This window comes from Bradyrhizobium sp. LLZ17 (genome assembly GCF_041200145.1).
GTDB lineage: Bacteria > Pseudomonadota > Alphaproteobacteria > Rhizobiales > Xanthobacteraceae > Bradyrhizobium.
Map to the genome: position 1 here is coordinate 1,406,352 of NZ_CP165734.1, position 26,345 is coordinate 1,432,696.

Annotated in this window: 19 protein-coding genes, 1 tRNA gene and 1 pseudogene; 7 read left to right on the forward strand and 14 right to left on the reverse strand. The window is 64.3% G+C overall.

Annotated features, from left to right (window positions below; genetic code table 11):
* Nucleotides 1-34 precede the first annotated feature (34 nt).
* Genes AB8Z38_RS07010 through AB8Z38_RS07025 form a run of 4 tightly spaced genes read right to left on the reverse strand, consistent with a single transcriptional unit; the run spans nucleotide 35 to nucleotide 4,551 of the window.
* On the reverse strand, nucleotides 35-775 hold the full coding sequence (locus AB8Z38_RS07010; protein ID WP_369723752.1) for an amino acid ABC transporter ATP-binding protein: 741 nt from the start codon (nucleotides 773-775) through the stop codon (nucleotides 35-37).
* Between the two features lie 11 nt (nucleotides 776-786).
* Nucleotides 787-2,307, reverse strand: coding sequence for an amino acid ABC transporter permease (locus AB8Z38_RS07015; protein WP_369723754.1), 1,521 nt, complete (start codon nucleotides 2,305-2,307; stop codon nucleotides 787-789).
* On the reverse strand, nucleotides 2,304-3,509 hold the full coding sequence (locus AB8Z38_RS07020) for an amino acid ABC transporter permease (RefSeq protein WP_369723756.1): 1,206 nt from the start codon (nucleotides 3,507-3,509) through the stop codon (nucleotides 2,304-2,306). Before AB8Z38_RS07020 ends, AB8Z38_RS07015 begins: the two co-directional genes overlap by 4 nt.
* A gap of 25 nt (nucleotides 3,510-3,534) precedes the next feature.
* Nucleotides 3,535-4,551, reverse strand: a complete 1,017-nt coding sequence (locus AB8Z38_RS07025) for an amino acid ABC transporter substrate-binding protein (RefSeq protein ID WP_369723757.1) — start codon at nucleotides 4,549-4,551, stop codon at nucleotides 3,535-3,537.
* Between the two features lie 394 nt (nucleotides 4,552-4,945).
* On the opposite strand from AB8Z38_RS07025, the gene metC reads away from it, so the two are divergent.
* From metC to AB8Z38_RS07040, 3 genes and pseudogenes are all read left to right on the forward strand, one after another.
* A complete protein-coding gene (metC, locus tag AB8Z38_RS07030; RefSeq protein ID WP_369723758.1) occupies nucleotides 4,946-6,136 on the forward strand; it encodes a cystathionine beta-lyase in 1,191 nt (396 codons plus the stop codon).
* 115 nt (nucleotides 6,137-6,251) lie between these two features.
* Nucleotides 6,252-8,027 (forward strand): adenylate/guanylate cyclase domain-containing protein, encoded by a 1,776-nt coding sequence (locus tag AB8Z38_RS07035; RefSeq protein ID WP_369723759.1) that lies wholly within the window; start codon nucleotides 6,252-6,254, stop codon nucleotides 8,025-8,027.
* 112 nt (nucleotides 8,028-8,139) lie between these two features.
* A pseudogene (locus AB8Z38_RS07040) lies at nucleotides 8,140-9,832 on the forward strand (Na/Pi cotransporter family protein).
* A gap of 185 nt (nucleotides 9,833-10,017) precedes the next feature.
* Here the strand turns inward: AB8Z38_RS07040 and AB8Z38_RS07045 are convergent.
* From AB8Z38_RS07045 to AB8Z38_RS07070, 6 genes are all read right to left on the reverse strand, one after another.
* Nucleotides 10,018-10,356, reverse strand: coding sequence for a lipid-A-disaccharide synthase N-terminal domain-containing protein (locus AB8Z38_RS07045; protein ID WP_369723761.1), 339 nt, complete (start codon nucleotides 10,354-10,356; stop codon nucleotides 10,018-10,020).
* Nucleotides 10,353-11,087 (reverse strand): glycosyltransferase family 2 protein, encoded by a 735-nt coding sequence (locus AB8Z38_RS07050; RefSeq protein ID WP_369723763.1) that lies wholly within the window; start codon nucleotides 11,085-11,087, stop codon nucleotides 10,353-10,355. Before AB8Z38_RS07050 ends, AB8Z38_RS07045 begins: the two co-directional genes overlap by 4 nt.
* Before the next feature lie 64 nt (nucleotides 11,088-11,151).
* On the reverse strand, nucleotides 11,152-11,997 hold the full coding sequence (locus AB8Z38_RS07055) for a phosphatase PAP2 family protein (protein WP_369723765.1): 846 nt from the start codon (nucleotides 11,995-11,997) through the stop codon (nucleotides 11,152-11,154).
* Nucleotide 11,998: 1 nt separating this feature from the next.
* The gene (locus tag AB8Z38_RS07060) at nucleotides 11,999-13,741 is read right to left on the reverse strand and encodes an ArnT family glycosyltransferase (RefSeq protein ID WP_369723767.1); all 1,743 of its coding nucleotides are present in this window, start codon (nucleotides 13,739-13,741) and stop codon (nucleotides 11,999-12,001) included.
* A 50-nt stretch (nucleotides 13,742-13,791) separates the two neighbouring features.
* Nucleotides 13,792-15,852 (reverse strand): penicillin-binding protein 1C, encoded by a 2,061-nt coding sequence (gene pbpC / locus AB8Z38_RS07065; protein WP_369723769.1) that lies wholly within the window; start codon nucleotides 15,850-15,852, stop codon nucleotides 13,792-13,794.
* A gap of 158 nt (nucleotides 15,853-16,010) precedes the next feature.
* Nucleotides 16,011-21,215: an alpha-2-macroglobulin gene (locus tag AB8Z38_RS07070; RefSeq protein WP_369723771.1), complete on the reverse strand. Its 5,205-nt coding sequence runs from the start codon at nucleotides 21,213-21,215 to the stop codon at nucleotides 16,011-16,013.
* Between the two features lie 381 nt (nucleotides 21,216-21,596).
* On the opposite strand from AB8Z38_RS07070, the gene AB8Z38_RS07075 reads away from it, so the two are divergent.
* Nucleotides 21,597-21,673: transfer RNA gene (locus tag AB8Z38_RS07075), tRNA-Arg, on the forward strand.
* Nucleotides 21,674-22,042: 369 nt separating this feature from the next.
* Here AB8Z38_RS07075 and AB8Z38_RS07080 read toward each other — a convergent pair.
* Nucleotides 22,043-22,609 carry a hypothetical protein gene (locus AB8Z38_RS07080; RefSeq protein ID WP_369723773.1) on the reverse strand — a complete coding sequence of 189 codons (567 nt, stop codon included), beginning with the start codon at nucleotides 22,607-22,609 and terminating at the stop codon, nucleotides 22,043-22,045.
* Between the two features lie 132 nt (nucleotides 22,610-22,741).
* Between AB8Z38_RS07080 and AB8Z38_RS07085 the strand changes: the two genes are divergently transcribed.
* The 3 genes from AB8Z38_RS07085 (at nucleotide 22,742) to AB8Z38_RS07095 (ending at nucleotide 24,457) form a co-directional block, all read left to right on the forward strand.
* On the forward strand, nucleotides 22,742-23,137 hold the full coding sequence (locus AB8Z38_RS07085; RefSeq protein ID WP_369723775.1) for a hypothetical protein: 396 nt from the start codon (nucleotides 22,742-22,744) through the stop codon (nucleotides 23,135-23,137).
* A gap of 259 nt (nucleotides 23,138-23,396) precedes the next feature.
* Complete coding sequence (locus AB8Z38_RS07090; RefSeq protein ID WP_369723777.1) at nucleotides 23,397-23,759, forward strand: hypothetical protein; 363 nt, start codon at nucleotides 23,397-23,399, stop codon at nucleotides 23,757-23,759.
* A 530-nt stretch (nucleotides 23,760-24,289) separates the two neighbouring features.
* The gene (locus AB8Z38_RS07095; protein WP_369723779.1) at nucleotides 24,290-24,457 is read left to right on the forward strand and encodes a hypothetical protein; all 168 of its coding nucleotides are present in this window, start codon (nucleotides 24,290-24,292) and stop codon (nucleotides 24,455-24,457) included.
* A 146-nt stretch (nucleotides 24,458-24,603) separates the two neighbouring features.
* On the opposite strand, the gene AB8Z38_RS07100 is transcribed toward AB8Z38_RS07095, so the two are convergent.
* The 3 genes from AB8Z38_RS07100 to AB8Z38_RS07110 form a co-directional block, all read right to left on the reverse strand.
* A complete protein-coding gene (locus tag AB8Z38_RS07100; protein ID WP_369723781.1) occupies nucleotides 24,604-25,380 on the reverse strand; it encodes a hypothetical protein in 777 nt (258 codons plus the stop codon).
* A gap of 168 nt (nucleotides 25,381-25,548) precedes the next feature.
* Nucleotides 25,549-25,818 carry a hypothetical protein gene (locus tag AB8Z38_RS07105; RefSeq protein ID WP_369726761.1) on the reverse strand — a complete coding sequence of 90 codons (270 nt, stop codon included), beginning with the start codon at nucleotides 25,816-25,818 and terminating at the stop codon, nucleotides 25,549-25,551.
* 60 nt (nucleotides 25,819-25,878) lie between these two features.
* Nucleotides 25,879-26,115 carry a hypothetical protein gene (locus tag AB8Z38_RS07110; RefSeq protein WP_369723783.1) on the reverse strand — a complete coding sequence of 79 codons (237 nt, stop codon included), beginning with the start codon at nucleotides 26,113-26,115 and terminating at the stop codon, nucleotides 25,879-25,881.
* Between the last annotated feature and the right edge of the window lie 230 nt (nucleotides 26,116-26,345).

Genomic DNA, 26,345 nt, shown 5'->3' on the forward strand with positions numbered 1-26,345 from the left:
CACGCATCGCTTTGCCCGCCTACGGAGCCGGAACTCACCGCAAAATCTGGCTCAGGAACAACTTCGAACGCGCATGCTGCGGGTTGGCAAAGAACTCGTGCGGCGTGTTGGCCTCGATGATCTGGCCGGCATCCATGAACACCACGCGGTTGGCGACCTCCTTCGCAAACCCCATTTCGTGCGTGACGACCAGCATGGTCATGCCCTCTTTCGCAAGATCGACCATGGTGTCGAGGACCTCCTTGACCATTTCGGGGTCAAGCGCCGAGGTCGGCTCGTCGAACAGCATCACCTTCGGGTTCATCGTCAGCGCGCGGGCAATGGCGACGCGCTGCTGCTGGCCACCCGACATCTGTCCCGGAAACTTGTTGGCCTGGTGCGGGATCTTGACCCGCTCCAAAAATTTCATCGCGGTCGCTTCGGCGTCCTTTTTGGGGATGTTGCGCACCCAGATCGGCGCCAGCGTGCAATTGTCCAGCACCGTGAGATGCGGGAACAGATTGAAGCTCTGGAACACCATGCCGACCTCGCGCCGCACCGCGTCGACATGCTTGAGGTTCGGCCCGAGCTCGATGCCGTCGACGACGATCTCGCCCTCCTGGAATTCCTCGAGCGCGTTGATGCAGCGGATCAGGGTCGACTTGCCCGAGCCCGACGGGCCGCAAATCACGATGCGCTCGCCCTTCTCGACCTCGAGGTCGATGTCGCGCAGCACGTGAAAGTCGCCGTACCATTTGTTCAGGCCGGAAATGTTGACGATCGGTTTGGCTGACATGGTGAGCTCGATCAGTTGCGACGGTGAGCGTTGAGGCGGCGCTCGACGAAGAGCGAGTATCGCGACATTCCAAAGCAGAACAGAAAATAGATGATCCCGGCAAAGGCGAAACCGGTGAACGCGGTCGACGGCGTCGACCATTTCGGATCCGAGAATGACGCCCGCAGCGAACCCAGCAAGTCGAACAGCGCCACGATCGAGACCAGCGAGGTATCCTTGAACAGCGAGATGAAGCTGTTGACGAGGTTCGGAATGACGTGGCGGAGCGCCTGCGGCAGCACGATCAGCGACGTCGTCTTCCACCAGGACAGCCCCAGGGCCGCGGCCGCCTCGCCCTGCCCGCGCGGGATCGCCGCGAGCCCGCCACGGACGTTCTCGGCCTGGTAGGCACCCGTGAACAGGGCGATGCCGATCAACGCGCGCACGAGGCCATCGACCGAAAAATTGCCCGGCAGGAACAGAGGCAGCATGTAAGTGGCGAAGAACAGCACGGTGATCAACGGCACGCCGCGCCAGAACTCGATGAAGGCGATCGAGAAGATCCGGATCAGCGGGATCGAGGCGCGGCGGCCGAGCGCCAGCGCAATGCCGATCGGCAGCGAGGTGACGATGCCGGTCACGGAGACCACCAGCGTCACCAGCAGGCCGCCCCACAGATTGGTGGCGACGATCGGAAACCCGCCGTGATCCAGCCCCATCAGCTTGATGACGATCGCGATGACGGCAAAGACGGCGATGCTCCACGTGAGAGCGCGGCCGCCGCTGCGCATGCCGCCGCCGAGCAAGAAGGCGAGCAGCGAGACAAAACCGGCGGTGATGGCGAAATCGACCCAGACCGACTGGCCCGTCGCCTGGATCTGGTCGCGCAGCCAGGTCAGCGGAAAGATCAGCCAATGGACGGCGGTGCCGACCAGCAAGACGAGCTTGCCGACCACCCAGAGCAGCGGACCAATGGCCGATGTCTTGCCGAGGCTGAGCAGGACCTGTCCGGCGCTGATGACGCTGTCCTCGAACAACTCCAGCAGCCCGGCCGTCCAGCTCAGGCCGAACCCACTGATGCCGCCGCCATGCAGCAGGAAGAATGCGACGATCGGGAAAGCAAAGAAGAACAGGCCGGCATTGAGGCCCTTCGCCGGCAGGCGCGGGATCAGCAGCGGCAGCAACAGGATCACCGCCATGATGAGGGCGAGATTGACCCGCCAGCGCTCGGCGTCCGGATAGAAGCCATAGATCAGTTGCGGCAGCTTCGCCTGGATGTAGGGCCAGCAGGCGCCGACCGTAAATCCTGCATTCTCGGCCAGGCAGGCGGCGCGATCGTTGCCGGTCCAGACCGCATCGACGATCAGGAATCTGACCGACGGAATGACGGTGTACCAGAGCAGCAAGGCGCCCAGGATCGTCAGCAGGATGTTGGTCGGTGAATTGAACAGGCGGGTGCGCAACAGGCCGACGAACCCCGTGGTCTTCACCGGCGCTGCACGCTCGGCAACGAGGTCCTCACGCACGAATGATGACGCGGTGATGTCGGTCATGCGCCCAGGCTCCGGCTGATGCGCCATCCGTAGATGCTCATGACACCACTGGTGATCAGTGAGATCAAGAGATAGACGCCCATCGTCATGGCGATGATCTCGATCGCCTGCCCGGTCTGGCTCAGCGAGGTGCCGGCGAACACCGAGACCAGGTCCGGATAGCCGATCGCGACCGCCAGCGAGGAATTCTTGGTGAGGTTGAGATACTGGTTGGTCAGCGGTGGAACGATGACGCGCATCGCCTGCGGCACGACGATCAGCCGCAGTGTGGCGCCGCGGCTCAGTCCCAGCGAAGCGCCCGCCTCCATCTGCCCCTGGTGAACGGATAGGATGCCGGCGCGCACGATCTCGGCGATGAAGCTGGCAGTATAGGTGGATAGCGCCAGTGTCAGCGCCACGAACTCCGGAATGACCCGCGAACCGCCGGCAAAATTGAAGCCCTTGAGCTGCGGAAATTCGAAGATGAACGGCAGTCCGAACACAAGCATCGTAACCAGCGGCAAACCGACGATGAACGTCAGCACGTAGGGCCAAACACGGATCAACCGGCCGCTCTCGAACAGGGCGCGTCGTGCATAGGAGCGCAACGCCAACGACGCGACAATGCCAAGGCCAAGCATCGTCAGAAACGGGGCGAGGCCAGGCTCGCCCACCGGGGACGGGACGATCAGGCCGCGGTTGTTGATAAAGGCTGCACCGAAGAGCGAAATGCTCTGCCGCGGATTGGGCAATGCCGCGAGCACTGCGAGGTACCAGAACAGGATCTGGAACAGGAGCGGCAGGTTGCGGATGATTTCGACATAGATCTCACCGACGCGCGCCACCAGCCAATTGGGCGACAGACGGCACAGCGCGATGATGAAACCGATCACGGTGGCGAAGACAATGCCCACCACCGAGACCACGAGCGTATTCAAAAGCCCGACCACGAACACGCGGAAGAACGTGTCAGACCCGGTATAGGAGATCAGGGTCTGATTGACGTCGAAGCCGGCATTGTTCCTGAGGAAGCCGAAGCCAGCGGCAATGTGCTGGTTTTCGAGGTTGGCGCGGGCGTTGGAGATGATTTCGTAGGCGATCCAGCCCAACACCACCGCGAAGGCGAACTGGACGGCGATGCCGTTCCAGCCCCCCTTGCCACCCAGAATCCGCCTGATCTTCAGCGCGATCTGGAGCGGCGGTTTACGAGCCTCGATGCTCATGCCGCTGGCCTGTGGATCAAATCAATCAGCGGATCGGCGGCGCGTACTGGAGACCGCCTTTATTCCAGAGATTGTTCAGACCGCGATTGATGCCGAGCGGCGAGCCCGCGCCGACGTTGCGATCAAACACCTCACCGTAATTGCCGACGGCCTTGACGATCCGGATGACCCAGTCCTTGGTCACGCCAAGCTGTTCACCGAAATTGCCATCGCTGCCGAGGACGCGTTTCAGCTCCGGATTTTCCATTTTGGCCTTCTCATCGACGTTCTTCGACGTCACGCCGAGCTCTTCGGCGGTGACCATGGCGAACAACGTCCATTTGACGAGATCGAACCACTGGTCATCGCCGTGGCGCACCATCGGTCCGAGCGGCTCCTTCGAGATGATCTCCGGGAGCACCATGTGATCGTTGGGATTGGCCAGCTTCAGGCGATTGGCGTACAGGCCCGACTGGTCGGTGGTGAAGACGTCGCAACGCCCGGCTTCATAGGCCTTGACCGTCTCGTCGTTGGTGCCGAAAGCGATCACCTCGTACTTCATGTTGTTGGCCTTGAAGTAGTCGGCGAGATTCTGCTCGGTGGTCGTGCCGGTTTGGACGCAGACCGAGGCGCTGTTGAGCTCCAGCGCCGAATTCACCTTGAGCGACTTCTTCACCATGAAGCCCTGCCCGTCATAATAGGTCACGCCGGTGAAATTGGCGCCGAGCGAGGTGTCGCGCGAGATGGTCCAGGTGGTGTTGCGCGAGAGCACGTCGATCTCGCCGGATTGCAGCGCCGTAAAGCGGTCCTTGGCGGAGGTCGGCACGAATTTGACCTTGGTCGGATCGTTGAAGATCGCGGCCGCAATCGCGCGGCAGACGTCGACGTCGAGCCCGGTCCAGTTGCCCTTGTCGTCGGGCGCCGAGAAGCCCGGCAGGCCCTGGCTGACGCCACAGGACAGCACGCCCCGGTCCTTGACGGTCTTGAGCGTTTGCGCGTCGGCGGCTTGGGCGGACAGGCCGGCGGCGAGAGCGAGAGTGAGAGCCAGGGTTACGCGTTTCATGGGCTTAAGGCCTTTCAAAGTCGTCTCAAGGTCAAGAATGTTGTCTCAGGATCGCCTCTGCGAGGGCTAGCCGTATCAAGACCTGCCTTGCAAGAGTCATGCTGAAACCTTGCCGAACACCCGCCCATCCATCGAGGCCATTACCTTGATCCCCGCCGCAGGCGCCCGCCATTGTGGCTGTAGCGCAAAGTCCGGTCAGACGATGGATCGAAGATCGCGGCAGGCCCCTCAACATGCGGCGACTGAATAGCACCTGCGCATCTGAGAGCGGCTGGCGAGCCGGGTCAAGGGGTTGACGGGACTCTTCTGTGTTCTGTTATTAACATCTGCCGCCTCCGGTCGGCCCATCGGTGCGATCCGCGCCCGGCGGAAACGCGGTTTTGAAAGCAGACGCATGGATTCCTCGCACCCCTCCGAACAGCACGCCGAGACCCGGCTGGTCACCTCCGGCCGCGACACCAAGGCGCAGAAGGGGTTCGTTAATCCGCCGGTTTTTCACGGCTCGACCGTGCTCTATCCGACCGCCGAGGACCTGCACGCCCATCGCGGCGAGTTCCAGTACGGCCGCCATGGCACCCCCACCACGCGGGCGTTCCAGGAGACGATGATGGCGCTGGAGGGTCCGCGATGCGCCGGCGTCGGCATCGCACCGTCCGGCCTGGCGGCGATCTCCACCACCCTGCTCTCGGTCCTGAAGGCCGGCGACCATCTCCTGGTCTGCGACAACGTCTACCGGCCGTCGCGCAATTTCTGCAACGGCCTGCTCGCCCGCTACGGGGTCGAGACCTCCTATTTCGATCCGATGATCGGCGCCGGTATTGAACAGCTATTCAAGCCCAACACGCGCGCGGTGCTGGTCGAAGCGCCGGGATCGCAATCCTTCGAGATGCCGAATATTCGCGCCATCGCCGATGTCGCGCATGCGCGCGGCGCGCTCGTAATCGACGACAACACCTGGGCCACGCCGCTCTATCACCGCTCGCTCGAACAGGGCGTCGACATCAGCATGCAGGCTGCCACCAAATATATCGGCGGCCATTCCGACATCATGTTCGGCACCATCTCGGCCAACGCCAAGGCCTGGCCGCAGATCGCCGAAGGCATCCGCCTGCTCGGCGTCTGCGCCGGCCCCGACGACGTCTTCCTCGCGCTGCGCGGCTTGCGCACATTGTCGGTGCGGCTTGCGCAGCATCATCGCTCGGGACTGGACGTGGCGCGCTGGCTCGCAACACGGCCCGAGGTGGCGCGCGTGCTGCATCCGGCGCTGGAGAGCGATCCCGGCCACGCCATCTGGAAACGCGACTTCACGGGAGCCTCCGGCCTGTTCAGCATCGTGCTGAAGCCGGCGCCGCAGAAAGCGGTCGATGCCATGCTCGACACGCTCAAGCTGTTCGGCATGGGCTTCTCCTGGGGCGGGTTCGAGAGCCTGGTGATTCCCTTCGATTGCGACAGCTATCGCACCGCGACAAAGTGGGCGCCGGGCGGGCCGACGCTGCGGCTGCATATCGGGCTCGAGAGCGTCGACGATCTCAAGGCCGATCTCGATCGCGGCTTCGCTGCGTTGAAGGCCGCATCAGGTTCCTGACCCGGCCGACTGCAACGATCCGGCGGCTATCGACGGTTCGCCGGGCTTGACGTATAAGCCAATGGTTATTGCGCCTTGCCCATACTAGTTGCCGGCTGCAAATGGATTTGAAAGCATGAACGTCCGGGTCGACCGCCGTCTGGCAGCTATCCTTGCCGCCGACGTCGCCGGCTACAGCCGCCTGATGGGCGAGGACGAGGAAGGCACGCTCGCACGCCTCAAGAGCTGCCGACATGGGCTCATCGATCCCAAGATCGCTGAACATCGCGGACGCATCGTGAAGACGACCGGGGACGGCATGCTGGTCGAGTTCGGCAGCGCAGTCGACGCCGTCCGTTGCGCGGTCGAAATCCAGCGCGCCATGGCCAGCGGCTTTGTCGACATGCCCGCCGAAAAGCACATCCAGTTTCGGATTGGCATTCACGTCGGCGACATCATCATCGACAGCGACGATATCTTCGGCGACGGCGTCAACATCGCAGCGCGCCTGGAGGGGATTGCCGAGCCCGGCGGCATTTGCATCTCGGACGATGCCTATCGCCAGATCAGGGGCAAGACCGAGATCGCCTATGACGACATGGGACAGCAGTCGCTCAAAAACATCTCCGAGCCGATGCGCGCGTGGCGAGCCCGCCCCGCAGCAGGGGCGACGTCCTCGATGAGGACGTCCGATCGACCGGTTGCCCTGATGCTGCCTGAGAAGCCCTCGATTGCGGTCCTGCCGTTTACCAATATGAGCGGCGATCCGGAGCAGGAATATTTCGCTGACGGCGTGGTCGAAGACATCATCACGGCCTTGTCGCGCATGAACTGGCTGTTCGTCATCGCGCGCAATTCGAGCTTCACCTACAAGGGGAAGGCCGTCGACATCAAGCAGGTCGGCCGCGAACTCGGCGTCCGCTATGTGCTGGAAGGCAGCGTGCGCAAAGCCGGCAACAAGGTGCGCATTACCGGACAGCTGATCGACGCCTCGAACGGAGCGCATTTGTGGGCAGACCGGTTCGATGGCGCGCTCGAAGACGTCTTCGAACTCCAGGACGAGGTGACAACGAGCGTCATCGGCGCCATTGCGCCGAAGCTCGAGCAGGCCGAGATCGAGCGCGCCAGGCGCAAGCCGACGGACAAGCTTGCCGCGTACGACTATTATCTGCACGGGATGGCGAACATCTATCAGGGGACGAAAGACGCCAATCTCGACGCCCTGCAGAACTTCCAGCGTGCCACGGAAATCGATCCCAACTTCGCAACCGCTCACGGCATGAGCGCATATTGCTATGTGTGGCGCAAGGCGAATGGCTGGGTCACAGAAACCAAGCAGGAAACCGCCGCGGCCGAAGTCGCGGCAAGAAAAGCCGCTAGGCTGGGTCTCGATGACGCGATCGCGCTCGCCCAGGCGGGCTTCGCCCTGGCATTCGTTGCCGCCAATCTTGACGATGGCGCCGCGCTCATCGATCGGGCGCTGAACCTCAACCCAAATCTTGCGGCGGCCTGGCGCTTCAGCGGATATGTCCGGGTGTTTCTTGGGAACCCCGATCTCGCGATCGAGCATCTCGAACGCGCGATACGGCTGAGCCCGCTCGACCCATTGATCTTCATCGTCCAGAACGGGATCGTGCTGGCCCACTTCTTTGCCGGACGCTACGAGGAGGCGCTGGACTGGGCTCAGCGCGCGCTTCGGCAGAATCCGAACTACGCCGCAGCGCTGATTATGGCGGCGGTCAGCGGCGCGCTGGCCGGACGCAACGAGGATCGGGACAAAGCCGTCGCCCGGCTGCGCGAGCTCGACCCGCAGGTCCGGATCGCCAATTTCGCAAATGTGTGGCCTTTGCGACGCGCTGGGGACCATGCCGCCTTCGAACAAGGCCTACGTCTGACGGGTCTGCCTTCATAACCGGCATGCATGCCTCCGGCACGGGCACGCTGAAACTTCTTCCGAAGAAAATGATTGATCGCCAGTCGTTTGGCGCTAGCCTGACCCCTCGACTCCAATCCGGACACGGAGCATGGGAACGTTGGTTCTGCTCGATCTGATGGGCGGCGTGGCGCTGTTGCTGTGGGGCCTTCACATGGTCCACAGCGGGATTCTGCGCGCCTTCGGCCCTGACCTCCGTCGCCTCCTTGGCAAGGCGTTGAGCAACCGCTTCAGCGCCTTTGCCGCCGGTCTCGGGCTGACGGCGCTGCTCCAGAGCAGCACGGCGACCGCGCTGCTCACCAGCTCTTTCGCCGCGGAGGGCCTGCTGAGCCTCGTTGCCGCGCTCGCCATTATGCTCGGCGCCAATGTCGGCACCACGCTGATCGTGCAGGTGCTGTCATTCAACATCGCAGCCGTCGCGCCGGTGCTGTTCGTGCTTGGGCTCGTCGCCTTCCGCTCGGGGCGCGCGTTCGCGGATCAAGGATATCGGCCGAGTCTGCATCGGCCTCGGCCTGATGCTGCTGTCGCTGCACATCCTGCTCGACACGCTGGCCCCCGCGGAGAACGCGCCCGGCGTCCGCGTCGTCATGGCGGCGATCACCGGCGATCCGGTTCTGTGCATCGTCATTGCCGCGCTCGTCACCTGGGCCGTGCATTCGAGCGTCGCCAGCGTGCTGCTGATCATGTCGCTGGCCTATTCGCAGTTCATCACCCCCTACGCGGCTCTCGCATTGGTGCTCGGCGCCAATCTCGGCAGCGCCATCAACCCTGTGTTCGAAGGCGCCAGGCGCGACGATCCCGCCAGCTATCGGCTGCCGCTCGGCAACCTCATCAATCGCGTGGTCGGGATCGTGCTCGTGCTGCCGTTCCTGAGCGGGATCGCCGCCCACATGCAGGCCTGGCAGCCGGATCTCGCCAGGATGACAGCGGCCTTCCACATCGCGTTCAATGTCGGCACGGCCGTCGTCTTCATCGGTCTGCTCGACGCCATGTCGCGACTGTTGACGAGACTGCTGCCCGATCGCGTGCAGGAGACCGATCCGGCCCGTCCACGCTATCTCGACGAGACCGCGCTGGACACGCCGTCACTGGCGCTGGCCGATGCCGCCCGCGAGGCGTTGCGCATGGGCGACCTCGTCGAGGTCATGCTGCGCAAGGTGATGGCCGCGATGATGACGGGCGACCGCACCCTCGTCGACCAGGTCTCGCGGATGGACAATGTCGTCGACAGTCTCGACGAGGCGATCAAGCTCTATTTGACGAAGCTGACGCGGGGCAGCCTCGACGAGAGCGAGGGCCGCCGCGCGATGGAGATCATCTCCTTTGCCATCAACCTCGAGCATATCGGCGACATCATCGACAAGAATCTGAGCGAGCTTGCGACCAAGAAGATCAAGCGCCGCTTCCAGTTCTCACCGGAAGGCGCCGAAGAACTTGCCGCCTTCCACAAGCGCACGATGGATTCGCTGCGGATCGCCTTCGGCGTGTTCATGTCGGGCGACGCCAACGAGGCCCGCAAGCTGCTGGTGGAGAAGACCGCGCTGAAGAACACCGAGCTTGCCGCAGTCGAGCGCCATCTCGACCGCCTGCGCGAGGGTCGCCCCGAAACCATCGAAACCACTTCGCTGCATCTGGACGTGCTGCGCGATTTGCGCCGCATCCACTCGCACATCTGCTCGGTCGCCTATCCGGTACTGGATGCGGCGGGCGAGCCCTATCGCAGGCCCGAGGCGGAGGCGACCGCCCTGCCCGCACCCGGCGCGGCCTCGGCGCTGCCGCGCTAATCAGTCAGATGCAGTGGTCGTCGCGGTCACCCTGCCTGATGATCGTATCATGCCAGTGTTTTGCCCGACGCGTCAAACTGATTTCGTAAAATCAGCAACACCATTGCCAGCCCGGGGCTACTGTGCATGGGGTTGTTTTCGACATTTTTTGTCGATCTCCATCCAAGCCTCGGTCCAACCCGGGATCAGCGCTCCAGCGTCTTCGAGGCGCGGCTGCGGTTCTTGACGATCAGCATGATGTTCCGAATATAGATGATGGTCGCCAGCGCCTGCCCGAGAATGATGACGGGCTCGCGCTTGACGATGCCGTAGACCAGCGTCATCAGCCCGCCGCCCATCGAGCAGAACCAGAACGCCATCGGCACCACGCTGTTGCCGGCGCGCTCGCTCGCAATCCACTGCACCAGGAAGCGCGCGGTGAAGAACAGCTGTGCGACCAGGCCGAACGCAAGCCAGAAGTCGAATTTGGCGACGAAGACATCGTAGAGATAATTGTTCAGCGCCTGACCGTATTGGATGATCACGCATTCACCTCGCTCACGTCCGGTGTCGGCTTCTTGCGGCGGATCAGCCACCACACGCCGGCGAGATCCATGATTCCGATCCAGAGCCGGTCGAAGAAGCCGTAATTCGACACGCCGGAATGGCGCGGCCGGTCGATCACGTCGACATAGGCGATCTCGTAGCCCTCGCGACGCACCAGCGCCGGCAGAAACCGATGCAGCCCGTCGAAATAGGGCAGCATCAGGAACACCTCGCGCCGGAACGCCTTCAGGCCGCAGCCGGTGTCGCGGGTGCCGTCCTTCAGGATCGCCCCGCGCACGCCATTGGCGATGCGCGACTGGAACTTCTTGAAGCCGGTGTCCTTGCGTCCGATCCGCTGGCCGGCGGCGAGCCCGACGCGGGCTCCGTTCTCGACCGCCGCAATGAGGTCCGGCAGGAAGGCCGGGTTGTTCTGGCCGTCGCCGTCGAGCGTCGCCACGATCGCGCCGCGCGCCGCCCGCACGCCGCTGCGTACCGCCGCCGACTGACCGCTCGATCTGGCGTGGCGCAGCTGCCGCAGATTGTCGCGTTGCTTCATGATGGCCGCGAGCCGTTCACCGGTCGCGTCGGTCGAGCCGTCATTGACGTAGATGATTTCATAGGCCCAGCGGCCATCGAGCGCCGCGCTGATCTCTGCGATCAGTGGCGCGATGTTGTCGGCTTCGTTGCGCACGGGAACGACGATGGAAACCGAAGGCTGGGACGTCGACAAATCGAAGCTCGTGGTTGGAATTGGCCCGCCCTCAGGAACCGGCGGCCCCGGCAGGCAGCCGCTTTTATGGGGCGGATGCCCCGCGGGCAACCCTTTTGAGACGGCCGCCGACCGCCTCGGGAAGCGGCACAATGGTGCCGTCGGCGCGGATCGCAAAACCGAGCCGGCGAGCCGCAAACCAGTAGCGGACCGCCATGGCGCTGACGATGCCGACCAGGGCGCCGGCCACGACGTCGCTCGGGTGGTGCGCGAGCAACACCAGTCGCGTCAGCAGGATCACGATCGCGTAAGTGAACATGAACACGCGCAGCCGCGGCCAGAGCGCGGAGACCGCAAACGCCAGCGCGAACGCCGTGACCGCGTGCGCGGACGGCAGGCTGAAATAGGCCTCCGTTCCCTGGAATGGAACGAAGTTGAACGGGTTGGCCTTGCCGCCCACGAACGGCCGGCCGCGCCCGATGGCGAATTTCAGGATTTCGGCTGTGAACACCGCCACGGCAACGGACAGAAACAGAAACTGCAGCCGCGTGCCGAGCCCCAGCAGCACCGCACGGCGGGTGCCGTGCAGCCCCGCCGCAACAAGCGCCACGATCACGAGCGCCGCGGCCAGCACCACCAGCACATACTCGTCCTTGCCGAAATCGGTGAGGATCCGGATCGGCCACAGGCCGGGCGTGCCGCGCGCCGGCATCAACTCGATCTCGGTCAGATCGAAGGCGAGCATGAGCGCGATGACCAGGGCGGCGCCGGCCACGCTGAGCCAGAGCGAATGCCGCGCCAGTTTTCGCGCAGCCTCGGAGCGGCGCGAATGCGAGGGCGCGCGCACGAGCTGCGCCAGCGCGCCGCCCGCGACGGCGAGCAGTTGCGCGGGGTAGCGCGCGCGCGGCGCGATCTCGGTGGGAGCCGGCATCCTACTCGGTGCCTTCGGAGCGGAAGATCGAGATCGAGATCGCGCGCCCTTGCGAGAAATTATAGCCGTCGATGCGCGCGCCGACCTTGTAGCGCAGCCCGATCGCCTCGGCGCGCTGCACGAAGCTGCGCTCGGAACGCTGCTCGATCAGTGCGAAACGGCAGCTCCCCTGCCGCAGGAAGTCGGCCGCGCCAGAACCGTCGGTGAGCAGCGTCGAGGTGCCGGTCAGGAACACCAGGCTTGGCTCGTGATAGCCGGCCGCGGCCGCCTTCGGCCCGACACAGGTGACGTTGCGCAGGGCGCGCGCGATCTCGATGCTCGGAAACAATGGCGTCAGCGACGGCAGCACGATGCCGTAGACCACGACCGCCAGCATCAGCGCCGCCACCAGCGCGTTGAGCACCGAGCGCTCGGCGCGGTTGTTGTCGTAGAGCCACCAGGCGAACAGGCCGAAGATCAGCGAGGCCGCGATGAACGGCCATGCCACGAAGGCCGGCTGCCGCGTCAGCATGACCGCGCCGACCACCGCGATGATCGAGGCCGCCGCGGGAATCGCGAACCACCAGGCCGAGCCGCGCATCAGCCACGACCGCGACAGCACGCGCCGCTCCAGCGCGCCGACGGTGAGGATCGCGATCGCGGGGTACAGCGGCAGCACATAATGCGGCAGCTTGGTCAGCACCGCCTCGAACACGATCCAGGACGGGATCAGCCAGGCCAGCAGGAATTGCGCACCAGGTTCGCGCCGGGCCCGCCACACCGCCGGCGCCGCCATGGCCGCGAGCGGCGCGCCCGGCCAGAACGTGATCCAGAACAGCGCCAGGTACACGCCTGGCGGGGCGCCATGGGATTCCTGCGCGCCGATCTTGCTCAGCATGTCGCCGCCGACGGAATCGGCGAAAAAGGCGTCGCCCGCGCGCCAGAAGATCGCGATGAACCAGGGCAGCACCAGCACCAGCATCCACATCAGGCCCCAGACCGGGCGCAGCCGCCACAGCCACGAGGCATCGCGGTCCTGGATCGCGAGCACGACGATGGTGAGCCCCGCGAACATCAGGATCAGCGGTCCCTTGATCAGGATGCCGACGGCAAGCGCCGTCCAGAAGATCGCGGGCCAGCTCCAGGGCGGACGCGCCTCGTCTTCGGCGCGCTGCCAGGACAGATAGGCCCGCGCCATCGCGCCCATCGCCGCGGTGACGCAGAACAGCAGCATCGCGTCGGTTTTCGCGAGCCGCGCCTCGACGCCGAGCAGCACGGAGGCGCACATCAGGAGCGCGGCAAGGACCGCGGCGCGGCGCGTGACGAAGCCAAGTGCGGTCCAATAGGTCATGAGCACGGCGCCGATCGCGCCGATCAGCGATGGCAGCCGATAGACCCAGATCCGCAATTCGGCTTTCGGCAGTTTGAGCGCCGAGGCGATTTCGACCGCGGCGGATTGCAGCCAATAGATGCCGACCGGCTTCTTGTAGCGGACGTCCTCCTGGAAGCGGATGTCGACATAGTCGCCGCTCTCGACCATCTGCTTGGTGGCCTGGGCAAAGCGCGCCTCGTCGCGGTCAACGGGCGGGATGGTGAAGAAGCCCGGCAGGAACAGCAGCAACGCGCACAGCACAAGAAACGCAACCGCGCGGGCGTGGCTTGCGGTCGCGATGTCGAGCATCAGCAGGAGCCGGCTGCCCGGATTTACGGGCGATTTCGGCTCGCGCGGCGCTCCAAAACGGGGGCTGGGATAGGTCTCGGCCATTGGTTCCGCTTACGATGAAACCGCCATGGCCACAACCGCTTAAGGCAAGGTCATTGAATTCGAATGACAACTGTGTCCGCAGCGCCCGTGGCGTCGATCACGGTCAGCCGTGCAAAGCCTGGACCAGGCGGATCGATCAGGCGCTGGCGCCGTCCGTCCATTTCGCCGAGTGCCGTGCCGTTGACCATGACCGTCATCGGCAAGACACCGCCGGCGACCTTCACGGGCATGGCTGCGGCCTCCGGCCCGCTGGAGCGATCCACATCGATCCGCGAGCCGTTCATCGGGAACTGGATGTGCGGTGCCTGCTCGCCCCCGGTCCGAACGAGCTCCCCGACCGGCCGGAACCGCTTCAACGGCAGCGGCAGTTTGGCGTTACTGGCGACCAGGGTTCCCTTTGGCGGCTTCGGCAATGGGGTCAGCGTCTTGCCGGTCCGTGCAAAGGCGTCGAACAGGATGGGAGCTGCGGCGACGCGGCCGATCAGGCCGGGCACCGGCGCGCCGTCCGGGCGGCCAACCCAGACGCCGATGGTCATGCGGCCGTCGAACCCGACCGACCAGGCGTCGCGATAGCCGTAGGAGGTGCCGGTCTTGAAGGCGATGCGGTTATGGGCGGCGTTTTCCGGCGGCGGCGTGCCGAGCAAGACGTTGCCGACCTGCCACGCCGCGACAGGATCCAGTAGCCGCAAGGGCTCGCGGTCGTCCCTGTTCGCCATGATCTCACGCAGCGGCCGCGTTGAGCCCAGCCGGGCGAACCCCGTGTAGAGCTGAACGAGATCCTGAAGCGTCACGCCGACACCGCCGAGGCCCATCGCGAGACCAGGCGCCTCCTCCTTCGGCAAAACCAGATTGCCGCCGGCCTGCCGCAGCCGCGATGCCAGCCGGCTCGCGCCGACGCGGTCGAGCAGTACGATCGCGGGCACGTTCAGGGACATCTGCAGCGCCTTCTTCACCGGCACCGTGCCCTGGAACGTCATGTCGAAATTTTCCGGCGCATAGGAGCCGAAGCGAACCGGCCGGTCGTCGATCAAACTGTCCGGATGGACAAAGCCGTCCTCGAAGGCGAGCCCATAGATGAATGGCTTGAGCGTCGAGCCCGGCGAGCGGATGGCCCGGGTCATGTCGACCTGCCCGGCCCGGCTCTCGTCGAAATAATCCGCTGAACCGACGCGCGCGAGCACATCGCCGCTGTCGTTGTCGACCACGATGATGCCGACGGAGATGTTGGGACCGAGCGCGATGGCGCGGTCGCGCGCCAGCGGCTCCAGCACCTTTTGCAAGTTCGCGTCCAGCGTCAGCTTGATGAGCGGCGTATCCTTGACGGTCGACAGCGCCGTGTCCGAAGCGTGCGGCGCCAGTATCGGCATCGGCTTGCGCAGTTTTGGCACCGGCACAGCCTTGGCCTGCCTGGCGTCGTCGACGCTGACCACATGCTCCTCGACCATGCGATCGAGCACGCGGTCCCGCGCAATGCGGGCGGCCTCGGGATAGCGGTCGAGCCGGCGCGTCTCCGGTGATTGCGGCAGCGCGACCAGCAATGCAGCCTCCGCCAGCGAAAGCCGCTTCGGCTCCTTGCCGAGATAGGCGATCGAGGCGGCGCGGATGCCTTCGAGATTGCCGCCATAGGGCGCGAGCGCAAGATAGAGGTTGAGGATCTCGTCCTTGCTGAGCGTCCGCTCCAGCTCGATCGCACGCACGATCTGGTGCAGTTTTGCGTAGAACGAGCGCTGCCGCCGCGGCTCCATAAGCCGGGCGAGCTGCATCGAGATGGTCGAGCCGCCGGACACGATGTGCCCGCGCGTCGAGAGCTGCAACGCGGCACGACCCAATGCGAGCGGATCGATGCCATCATGGGCATAGAAGCGCTGGTCCTCATAGGCGAACAGCAGTTTGAGATAAGTCGGATCAACATTCGCTTTGGTCTCGACCGGCAAGCGCCAGCGTCCGTCCGTCATGGCATAGGCACGCAGCAGCTTGCCGTTACGATCGACGATCGTGGTGGAGACTCGGCGCGCCTCCTCGAGCGGCAGTGGACCGAGCGAGTAAACCCAGGCGACGAAGGCGCAGGTGGCGAGGATGAGCGTGAGAGCGAGCGCGGAGAGTATACGCATGCTCGCGCGCCCTACTCCTCCGTCATTCCGGGGCGACTCGAAGAGTCGAACTACGGTGCGCAATTGCGCACCGGAGAATCTCGTCATTCCGGGTCTGGTCCTTCGGACCATCCCGGAATGACGAGATACTTGGTTGACCTCGCTCATCCCATTACCACTCACTTCGCCGGCCGCACCTCGACATTGCCAGTACCCGTACGCCCATAACGCGAGGGATTGTACATGTCCTCGACATAGGCCTGCGGCAGCACGTATTTGCCGGGCGAGACCACGCGCACGACATAGGCCACCGTGAAGACCGCCTTCGAATCCGAGGCCCGATCGACCGCCGCGGTGAAGCGGTCGTCGCGAAACTCGGCATCTTCGGGCTCCTGGCCATCCTCGATCCAGTCCAGCGTGCCGCTGTCGCCCGACGAAACCAGCTTCGGGTTGTCGATCTCCAGCCCAGCCGGCAGATAGTCGGACACCATGATGTGGCCGTATTCAGGCTTCGCCTCCGTAACCTTCAACACCACGGCGAAGCGATCGTTCTGCTTGACCTTGCTGATGTCGGCCGGCTTGCCGTCGAGCGTGAAATAGTTGCGCTCGATCTTGAAGCCGTTGGAGGCCGCAGGCTCCGGCGTCACCGGCGAGCCTGATACCGAGATCACCGCCTGCACCGGCGCGTCGCCGGTGTTGGTGATCTTCAGCGGCTTGCCGCTCAGCATGTCCGCCTTGTAGCTGCGATACAGCGCTGTCTTGACCGATTGGCCATCGACCTCGATGGAGAGGTTTTCCTTCGCCAACGCACGTGCCGCCAGCACCAACCACGCATTCTCCTGCGTGGAGGTGTAGGGCGTCAGCCCGCGAGCGGTCTCGACCCGCGACACGGCTTGCGTGAGCGTCGCCTTCGGGGCGTTGCCCTCGCTCGCGAGCGACACCAGCGCCGCCGCATCGCGAAGCTGCGAGCCGTAGTCGGTCCGGCCAAACTCCAGCACCGGCTTCGGTGCCAGGCTATCGAGCGCAGCACCATAGACCCGCTCGGCGCGGTTGCGATCACCGACCAACGCAAGCGCCGCTGCGAGCTGCGACTTCGCGATCGGAGTTGCCAGGTTGGAAAGCTTGGTGTCAGCGAGATAACGCAGATCGCCGATCGGAGCTGCGCCGTTACGTGCGAGCACGTAGAGTCCATATGCGAGATCACGCCCGCCGTCCTTCTCCGGCTCGTTGCCGTTGACGACGGAGTTGCGGACGCGGTCGAGCGCGTTCTTGAACAGCACGTCCGGCACCACAAAGCCTTTTTCACGGGCCCGGGTCAGGAAGTCCGTCACATAGGCGTCCAGCCAGGCATCGTCGCCGCCGGCCACCCACAGGCCGAACGAGCCATTGGAGCCCTGACGGGCCAGCAGCCGCTCGATCGCATCGCGGATGCGCTGGTCCACCTCGGTGTCCATGGCGAGATGCGCGCCGGCCGCGAGGTCGTTGACATAGAGCAGCGGCAAGGCGCGGCTCGTGATCTGCTCCGAGCAGCCATAGGGATAGCGGTCGAGTGCTTTCAGGATCGTCGCAGCATCGAGGGCGGTCGACAGGCTCGCCGAAACCGAGACGCTGCCCGTGCCCGGCACGAGGTCGGAGAACATGTCCGAGGTCAACGTCAGGCTCTCACCCTTTGCCAGCGTCCGGATCGAGCGCCGCGCCAGCACCTGCGTCGCCGCCTTGACGTCGAACGCATAGTGCCGCGCCAGCGCAAGTCCGTTCGGCCCCTTGATGTCGACGTCGAGCGTCGCCGGCCCTGCCGCCGTCGCGTCGAGCGCCAGGGAAAACGAGTTGCGCTGCTTGGCCGCGAGCTTGACCGTGGTTGCGGCATTGCCGGTCATCTTCACCGGACCACCCGTCTTCACGTTAATGACGTAGTCGCCGGCCTGGCCCTCGACATTGTCGATTTCGAGATTGACCGTCCCATGGTCGCCGTTGAGCAGGAAGCGCGGCAGCGTCGTGGTCAGCACCACGGGATCGCGGATCACGACATCGGTGTTGGCGCGGCCGAGCTTGGTCGCGGTCCACGCCACCGCCATCACGCGCGCGGTGCCGGCGAATTCGGGGACGTCAAAACTCACCTCCGCGGTGCCGTCGGAGGCGACGGTGACGATGCCCGAATAGAGCGCCAGCGGCTTTTGCGCGGGCGGCGAGCCCTGCAGCTCGGCCGCGCCGGCATCACCGCCGGACTTGATCTGGCCGCGCGTGCCCGACATGCCGTCGATCAGCTGCCCGTAGAGATCGCGGATCTCGGCGCTGAGGCGGCGCTGGCCGAGATAATAATCGTCCGGCGCGGGCGGCTTGTAGTTCGTGAGGTTGAGGATGCCGACATCGACCGCTGATATGACCACCTTCGCGTCCTCGCCCGGATTGAGCCCATCCAGCTTGACCGGTATTTTGAGCATCCCGTTCGGCCGGATGAGCGCCGGTGGTGTCAGCTTCACGGACAGTGTGCGCGTCTGCTTGTCGATGCCGAACCATTTCAGCCCGATCGCCCGGCCGGGCATGCGCTGAGCGGCCGCATCGAGCGGACGACGCAACGTTGCCACGACATAGGCGCCCGTACCCCAGTCCTTGCCGACCGGAATTTTCAGCTGCGCGGTGCCCTCTTTGACGTCGATGGTCTGCGTCGTGAGCAGGCGATCACCGAGCACGTTGATGGTGAGCTTGCCCGCGGTGCGGACGTTCACCGACACCGTCATCGTATCGCCGGAGGCGTATTGCGGCTTGTCGATCGAGGTCTCCAGCAGGTCGGGGGTGTCGGCGCTGCCCTCGGAGTACCAGCCGACGTCGAACTGCACCGAGGTCATCGGGCCGTCGGCGTCGTTCGACTTCACGTCGAGACGGTAGCGGCCGGGCTGCGGCGTCAATGACACGCGCGACGGCTTGTCGGCAGCGATCGTGACATCGCCGTCAGAGACGCGCGAGGTCGACTTGACCGGCTCGTACTCCCAGTAATTGTTCTGGCGATACCATTGATAGCGCGACTCCAGCTTCAGCAGCTCGTAGCGCAGGCCGTCCCGCGGCAAGGTCTTGCCCTCGGGCGAGACGAACACGACGTCGAACTCGGCCTTGTCGCCCTCGGCAACGTTCTTGTCGCCGAAGAGCGGCTTGATGCCGATCATGGCAGTTGCGGGCGCGACCGGCAGTATGAGCTTGCGTTCGACGGCGCGGCCGCCGGTCTCGACCATGCGGACGAAGATCTGCGCCTCCTGCGGGCGGGTCGAGGCCGGCTGCTTGTCGAGCGTCACAGGGAACGTCGCAACGCCATTGGCATCGGCTTCAGGCAAATTCTCCAGCGGCGTGCGCTCGTTCGAGGTGGTTTCCTCGTCGGCGACGCCGAACTGGTAGCCGGCAAAGCCCGGACGTTCGGACGCGGGCGCGACCAGCATGTCGCCCTCCAGCTGGAGGCCGGACGCGGGCGCGCCGTAGAGGAAGTGACCGTCGGCCTTCAGCTCCACTGGAGCATTAGCTTTGATCAGCTTGTCCTTGGTGGACAAGTCGAATTCGATCCGGTCGGGAACGTAATCCTCGACCATGAAGGTGGTCTCGCCGACCGAGGAGCCCTTCGGGTCGGTGAAGGCGCGCACGCGCCAGGTGCCGGTCGGGACGGCGGAGTTGAGCGCCACGGACAGCGTGCGGCCGCCGGCACCCTGGTCGGACAGGACTGCGCGGCGGAATTCGACGCCGTCGGGGCGCTCGATCACCAGCGTCAGCGGCCCGCCGGTGACGGCATTGCCCTGCCCGTCGCGCAGCAGCGCGGTCAGATAGACGGTCTCGCTGGAGCGGTAGACGCCGCGCTCGGCATAGACGAAGGCGTCGGCGCCGGCCGGCACCACACGTCCCGCCACGCCGCGGTCGGAGAGATCAAAGGCGGAGGTCTTCAGGCTGAGGAAGGCATAGTCGGCCTTCTCGCCAGTGACGGTCAGCATCGCCGGGGACAGCCCGCCCTCGCCGCGCGCGAGCCCCGTCTCGAACAGGACGTGGCCGCTGTCGTCGGTCTTGCGGGTCGCGAGAATCTCGTTGTTGCGGGCCACTAGCCGGACCTCGGCCTTCCCGACCGGATCGGTCGATGCCAGCGAATTGACGAAGACATGGATGCCGTCATTGCCCGAATACGCCGTCACGCCGAGATCGGAGACGATGAACCATTGGGTGGCGAGCTGATAATCGTCGTCGTTGCCCGGGCCCTTCGCGGCGGCCGTCATCACGTAGACGCCGGGCTGAAGCTCACCGAGCGCCTGGTCGACCGGGAATGCGGTGGTGACGTCCTGGTTCAGGGTCATTGCGGTGGCGAGCTCGCCGGACCACACCTTGACCCCGCGCTCGCCGCCGAGATCTGCAAGCTGGTATTTTGACAGCGTCTTCTGGAAGTCGCTGTCGACCACCGTGTTGATCAGATTGCGGTCGCCGATCCGGAATACGTTGACATTGACCGCCGGCGTGTTGACGCTGACCACGGGAATGCCGCGCTGGCCGGTCCTCGGCAGCACATAGGCGCGGCTGGTGAAGCGCACGAACGGCTTCCGGTCGCGCACATAGACGTTGAATTCGGCCGATTTCGGCAGCCCCTCTTTCACCGTGGATGGCAGACCTGCGCGCAGATTGATGTTGTAGCGCTCGCCATGCTTCAGCCCGTCGACGCAGAGTTGCTTGCCTTCGGCCGTCACAGCCGGCTTGTCGGTGCCTGCCAGCGCCAGGAACGGCGCGAAATCGGTGCGCTTGGCAAGGTCCTCAGAGAACTGGAAGCACGCGCGCGGGCTCGCCGAGTCCGAATCCACGGTATAATCGAGCAGCCGAAAGCCGTGCTCATCGCGCATCTTCTCATATTGCCCGCGGACGTCGGCGACCTCACGCATGTCGAGCGATAGCCGCAGCGCATCCAGCGCCGGCCGCCACAATTTTCGTTCGGCCAGCGACTTGCCGAGCACGGCGAGCGCGTCCGCCTCCTCGCCCGGATTACCGGCGCGCTGATAGGCAATGTAGGCGGCGGTCGAGGCGCGCTCCAAAAGGAAGATCTGCTCGCTCGAGCTCTTCGGCGTGATCTGGAAAATGACCTTGGCGAGCCGCAGCCAGTTGCCGGCGTCCTCCGGCGCGGTCGCGGCGATCTGGCCGAGAACCGACAGGCCACTGCGAAAATCGTTGCGCCGGAAGGCAGCGTCGGCATCGGTGCGCAGCGTCGTATTGGTCTTGGCGACCGGCCCCGCCTCGCTCTTGATCTGGGCCTCCAGCTTGATCGCGGAATCGGCGAGATCGTCGCGCTTGAACGCCTTGTCCGCGGCGTGCGCAGCCGCAAGGCCGAACGCCAGCGTGGCGCAGAGTGCAACAGCGCGGATCAGACCGATCATGATGGACTCCAGAATCCCTGAGAGGATCGCGGACGAGCGCCGCGTTGGCGATAAAGGGCGCGGAAAGGTGACGGACTCAAGGCGATGGAACCAAAGGTGCAAAAGGTCGCATTCGCCATGGCAAGGCAAGCCCAAAGCTGCCGAAGGACCGCCGCAAGGACACGGCGGAAAGATGAACGGGCAAAGCACGTCTCACGCGCGACTTCTGAGGGCGGCACGGCTCGCTGCCGCGTCGCGAGAGGCCGGCCAAACGCACTCCGCCGCTCCGCTTTGTCGCTTTCGGGGGGAAAACGGTTCGGTTCAGGCTTGGCGAACCCGCGGATTTTTCATACTTGCCATGGTACAAGCCGGCCACGCCTCGATAGAGGCTGGCTTCATGACGGTCCCATAGCTCAACTGGATAGAGTAGCGGATTTCTACTCCGCGGGTTGCAGGTTCGAGTCCTGCTGGGATCGCCAGCTTTCCAACCCATAAATCAAGACGTTGGACCGGTATCCGCTTCGTTCTGCGAGGCAATCCGTGTTGCGCGACGTTCCGAGCGGCTCGCAGGAAATTCAACGCGTTACGCGACGTTATAAATCGCTCCGTGCAACACGGGAGCAGCATCGACATTCGCTCTCTATTCACCGAAGCCGGTCAATGACCGCGCTCGTGGGGATCATGCTCGGAAGTCTTCTGGCCATCCTCGGGCGAGCGCTGTGGGCGTGGTGGCGCCGTCCTCCGGCGAAAACGATGGAGCAAGTCTGTCGCGATCTGGCAGCGAGTACCGCAGATGACGTATGAGTGGTCGGCGCTGCTCGAGATGGCCGAGAACTATCGGGCCGCGATCAAGTCGCTGAATTCGCGACCGGGCAAGCCCGCGTCTCAGATCCACTCTGACCAACTCGATAGAAATAACAGAACGCTGTTCGATGTACGCTGCCATAGAAGGTAATGTTGCTCTTGTAGACAAAACAGCCTTGAACGAGGACGAGCCGATTGCGATCGCCCTTGTCGATCTTTAGGCCGGTCTTCGTGTGCTTGTACTCAAAGTCAGGGAAAGCAACGCGTTCCTGAAAGATAGCCTTTTGCTCGCACTTCTCCCGTTGCCACGAAACAGCCCACTCCCCGCAACTACCCTTCAAGCCGTCGCTTCTACAGTCGCTGGAAAAATCGAACTGCTCGGAGCTCGTCGCCACCGTAGCTGACCAATCGTCAGACCAATCATCGCCAAACTCGACGGCCGGCTCTTTGCCTGCATTCTTGTAGGTAACGTCAATGGTGACAATACCCGCATCGTCGATCGAAACTGTCGCTTTGGAGGGGCCCACCCACGCTCGTGTTGAGGCCTCCAATGTCGAATAGCCAAGGCCTGCCAATAGGACCGTCGCAATAGCAGACAGCATCGAAAACATGAAAGCGCCTAGGCGCAGTCTGGTGACCGAATCCAAAATCATAGCCTATCGCAAAAGCCCCCGGCGTGAGCCGTGCCATTCACGAGGGGTTCATAGCCGCTGAAGCACGCTGCGCCTTATGGAGGTTGTCAGATGATCAGTATCGGGCTCGCCGCAGCACTACTCACGGGTCAGGCTTTGCCGACCGTGGACTTTCAGCCCCCCATGCAGCAGGTCCAGTATGGCGTGCCCAGACACCCTCCACCGTGTGGCAACGGCTGGGACGTGAGCGCCCGCGACGGGATGTGCTACCCCAACGGCTACTTGCCACCACAAGAGCAGGCCGCGCGGCAGTACTATTATCGCGGCGGTGGAGGCTATGGCCGCTATCCCGTTCCCTGTGGCAACGGCGCCGATATCGATATCCGCGATGGACAGTGTTACCCCACTGGAACGGTACCCCCGCAGTTTCAGCAGGGCCGACAGGGGTACTACGGCGACGACGACTACGATCGCCGGCCCCGGCGCCGCTATTATCGCTATTATTGAGGCCCGCAGCTTGAACCGGCGGCCTGACTGTTGAGCTGAGATAGATAGCGGCAACGCTGGAGCAACAGCGAGGTGCTAAGCCATTGATTAGATTCAGTGTCCGGAAGATTTCTACTCCGCGGGTTGCAGGTTCGAGTCCTGCTGGGATCGCCAGCCCTTCGCAAATCTGTCGCACTTCAAGAACGCGTGCGCAGGCCTGTTGCGGAGACGGGAGCGTCTTACCTCTTCGGCACGCAATCGACGTATCGAAGGTTTTGGAATGCCGGCATCCGACTGGACAAGAATGGGCATCGCATCAGCCGTTGCCGTGATCGCGATATCCTTCCTGGCGGTTGACGCGAGCGTAGACGTGAACTCCGCCGGGATCGCCAAACGCCTTGAAGCGACGCTGGCTTCCATCACGCATGTCGCGGCTGGTGAGCATCAGCTAGCCTTCGCCGTTCAGGCGTGGGCGCATGAAAGCGATGTGACCCGCCGTTCGGCCGCGGATGAAGCATGCGTCCCGGTGCGCCAGCACAGGCCGCAACCGGTGAGCGTCGTTCGCGGCGTTCGACAGCAGCAATCTCCGCCGCTCTCCGTGCAACGTCCTGCGGTCGATCCTGTTCAGGATGAAGCGGGCTAAATCCTAGCGCTCGCCGGCAGGCAGGCCGGACCGGTCGATATTCCAGGGCAGCCGACATTGGCTGCGATGCGTCAGTCGGGCCGCTCGTCGTCGCGGCGATCGCGGGCGAGTTGATGCCACGCGAGCGCGATCTCGATGAGTCTTTGCCGGTCGGCGCCTTCGGACGCTGCGGCGCGCTTCATCGCCACCTCGGCTTCATGCTGCGGATCGTACTTGGTACACATGGGGCCGAGTTTAACCGTCCGATCTGGACAAGGACGTGGCAATTTTGTCCGTATGATTGCGGAGGACGTGTTGCCAGCGATTTCCACACGTCAAAATTGTATCCAATATAGAGTTGCACTGGCGGTTTCAAGCGGCTCAAACCAACCGCCGCGCCCAGCAGGAGATTGGCGCAACGACCGTCACACCGGTGAGGCCGAGTTTCACGCAGGCCATCTGTGAAGTGCCTCACAGCCTCGGCCCGGCAGGTCCGCTAAACTTGTGCACGGCGCTCCGCAGAGCGCGACTGAGGAACGGCTATTCCCCTCATGGCACACGAAGCTAAAGCCACAACACGGGCTGACACAGCGGCATCGTCGCGCAAGACCGACCTGCACGGCCTCGCCTTTCTCGCAACCATCGCCATCGTGATGACGGCCTGGATCGCTGCCCTGATCTGGGGAGCGATGGCATTCATGAGCTGGCTTGTTTCATAGCGTGGACCGCGCATCAGACAGTCGTTGTGCCTCGCGGCAAGGATTCATCCACAAAGACACGGATCTTTGTGAGGTCCGGACAAAAATAAGGCGGGCATCGCGCCCGCCTTATTCGATCCAGATCTTTTCAGAACCCGCTGGGGCGCTCAGTAGCAGGCGCGCGGATCGGCCTGCACATACTGGCCGCTCGGGTAGCGGTAGTAGCAAACGCCCTCGGCGACATAATAACCGGGACGCGAGGCCGCCGTAGCGCCGGCGATGGCGCCGGTGGCGCCGCCAATCACGGCGCCTGCCGCGGCTCCCGAGGCTCTGCCGGAAATCAGGCCGCCAAGCACACCACCAATGATGGCCCCACCGAGCGCACTTGCGCCCGGATCGGGTGCAGGCGGCGGAGGCGGTGGCGGTTCATAGGCGACCGGCGGTCCCGGCGGCGCGTAGGCCACCGGCACGTCGTCGATATAGTCTTCGGAAATGTAGGCCGGCGGACCGTCCATCCGCTGCGGATAATAATACCAGACGCCGCCGACGTCCCACCACCAGCCCGGGCGGCCATTGTGGACCTCATGGCGCCAGCGCCCGCCTTCCCAGGCGAGGTTGCCGCGGTAGGCGTGTCCGCCCCAGTCGCGCGCCGGCGCGGGACCGCGGGCCATATAGCGTCCCGGCGGCGGGCCGCCGGGGCCATGTGGACCGGCCCCCATACGAGCCTGGCCGCCCTGGTTGCCGGGCTGAAGCGCGGGTCGCGCCGTCTGCTGCGGCGCTGGGCCCTTGCGGATGTTCTGATTGTTCTGGGGCGGCGCACCGGCGCCCTGTCCCGGCGGTTGCCCCCTTGGCGGACCCGCGTCCTGCGCTTGCGCGGCGAGCGCCAGCAACGACATGGCCGAAACCACGGGAATGATGATCTTCATACGGCTGGACGCACTCATTCGTGCCTACCCCCTGCTTGCTCGATGGCCGTGGCCCATGCGCGTAGACGATTCGGCGCGCGCCTGGCCGATGCCGGCCGACATAGCTGACCTCTCCGGTCCGCTATGTCCCGTTACAAACGATTAAGATCACGGCAATTTTTCGTCAGGACGATCGGGGGAATACCGCTAGCGTGCCGGCTCGATGACATTGCAATTGCTGCGGCCAGACATCACGCAGTCCTGCAGCTTGCTGGCGGCAGTGAGGTCTCGGGCGAGCCACAGACCGACACCGAGAATCACGGCGGCAATGATCAAGCCTGCGATAGCGCCGCGGCGGCTGTCGCCGGATTTGGGCTTTGCCGGAGACCTGGGTTCTTGGGACTCGGGTTCTTGAGACTTGAGGTTTCCGGCCGGTTCGGGCCTGCCGGGTTCAGGTTGGGCTGGAGGCTTGGACATGACGACCTTGTCGCTGCGCGAGCCGGTTTTAGCAGTTCCGCGCCGTGGCGTCACATCGACTCAGCCCCTGGTGGACCTGATCGCATCCTTGCGCGAGGTTTCGACCGCCGGATTCCCCTGCTGGAGCCGCGGCGCGCAGCTCGTCAGCACGAACGCGGTGCGGGTACACTCCCAATCGGTCCCCAAAACGGTGTTGTCGACCGGTTGCGGACGGGCGAGCAGCAGCACCCCCACGGCCATTGCCGCCGCAGCCACCGTGATAGCAAGGGCCTTCAGGCTCAGCCGGAAAAAAGTCATGCCCGTGCTCCGTCTGGTATCGTGGCGGACGCTAGGCGCCGCCTACGTGTGTCCTTATGAGGGACATCACATTCGGCAGTTTTTCCGGGCTACGAAGGGATCGGCTGGTTCAGCGATTTTTCGTCTACCTGATCGGCTGCGATTAAGGGTGGCGTTGCGGCGCGCGCGGATGTACACGCATCTGCGTCGCGTGGCGCCTGCTATGCCCAGCCGACGTACCAACAGGCAGT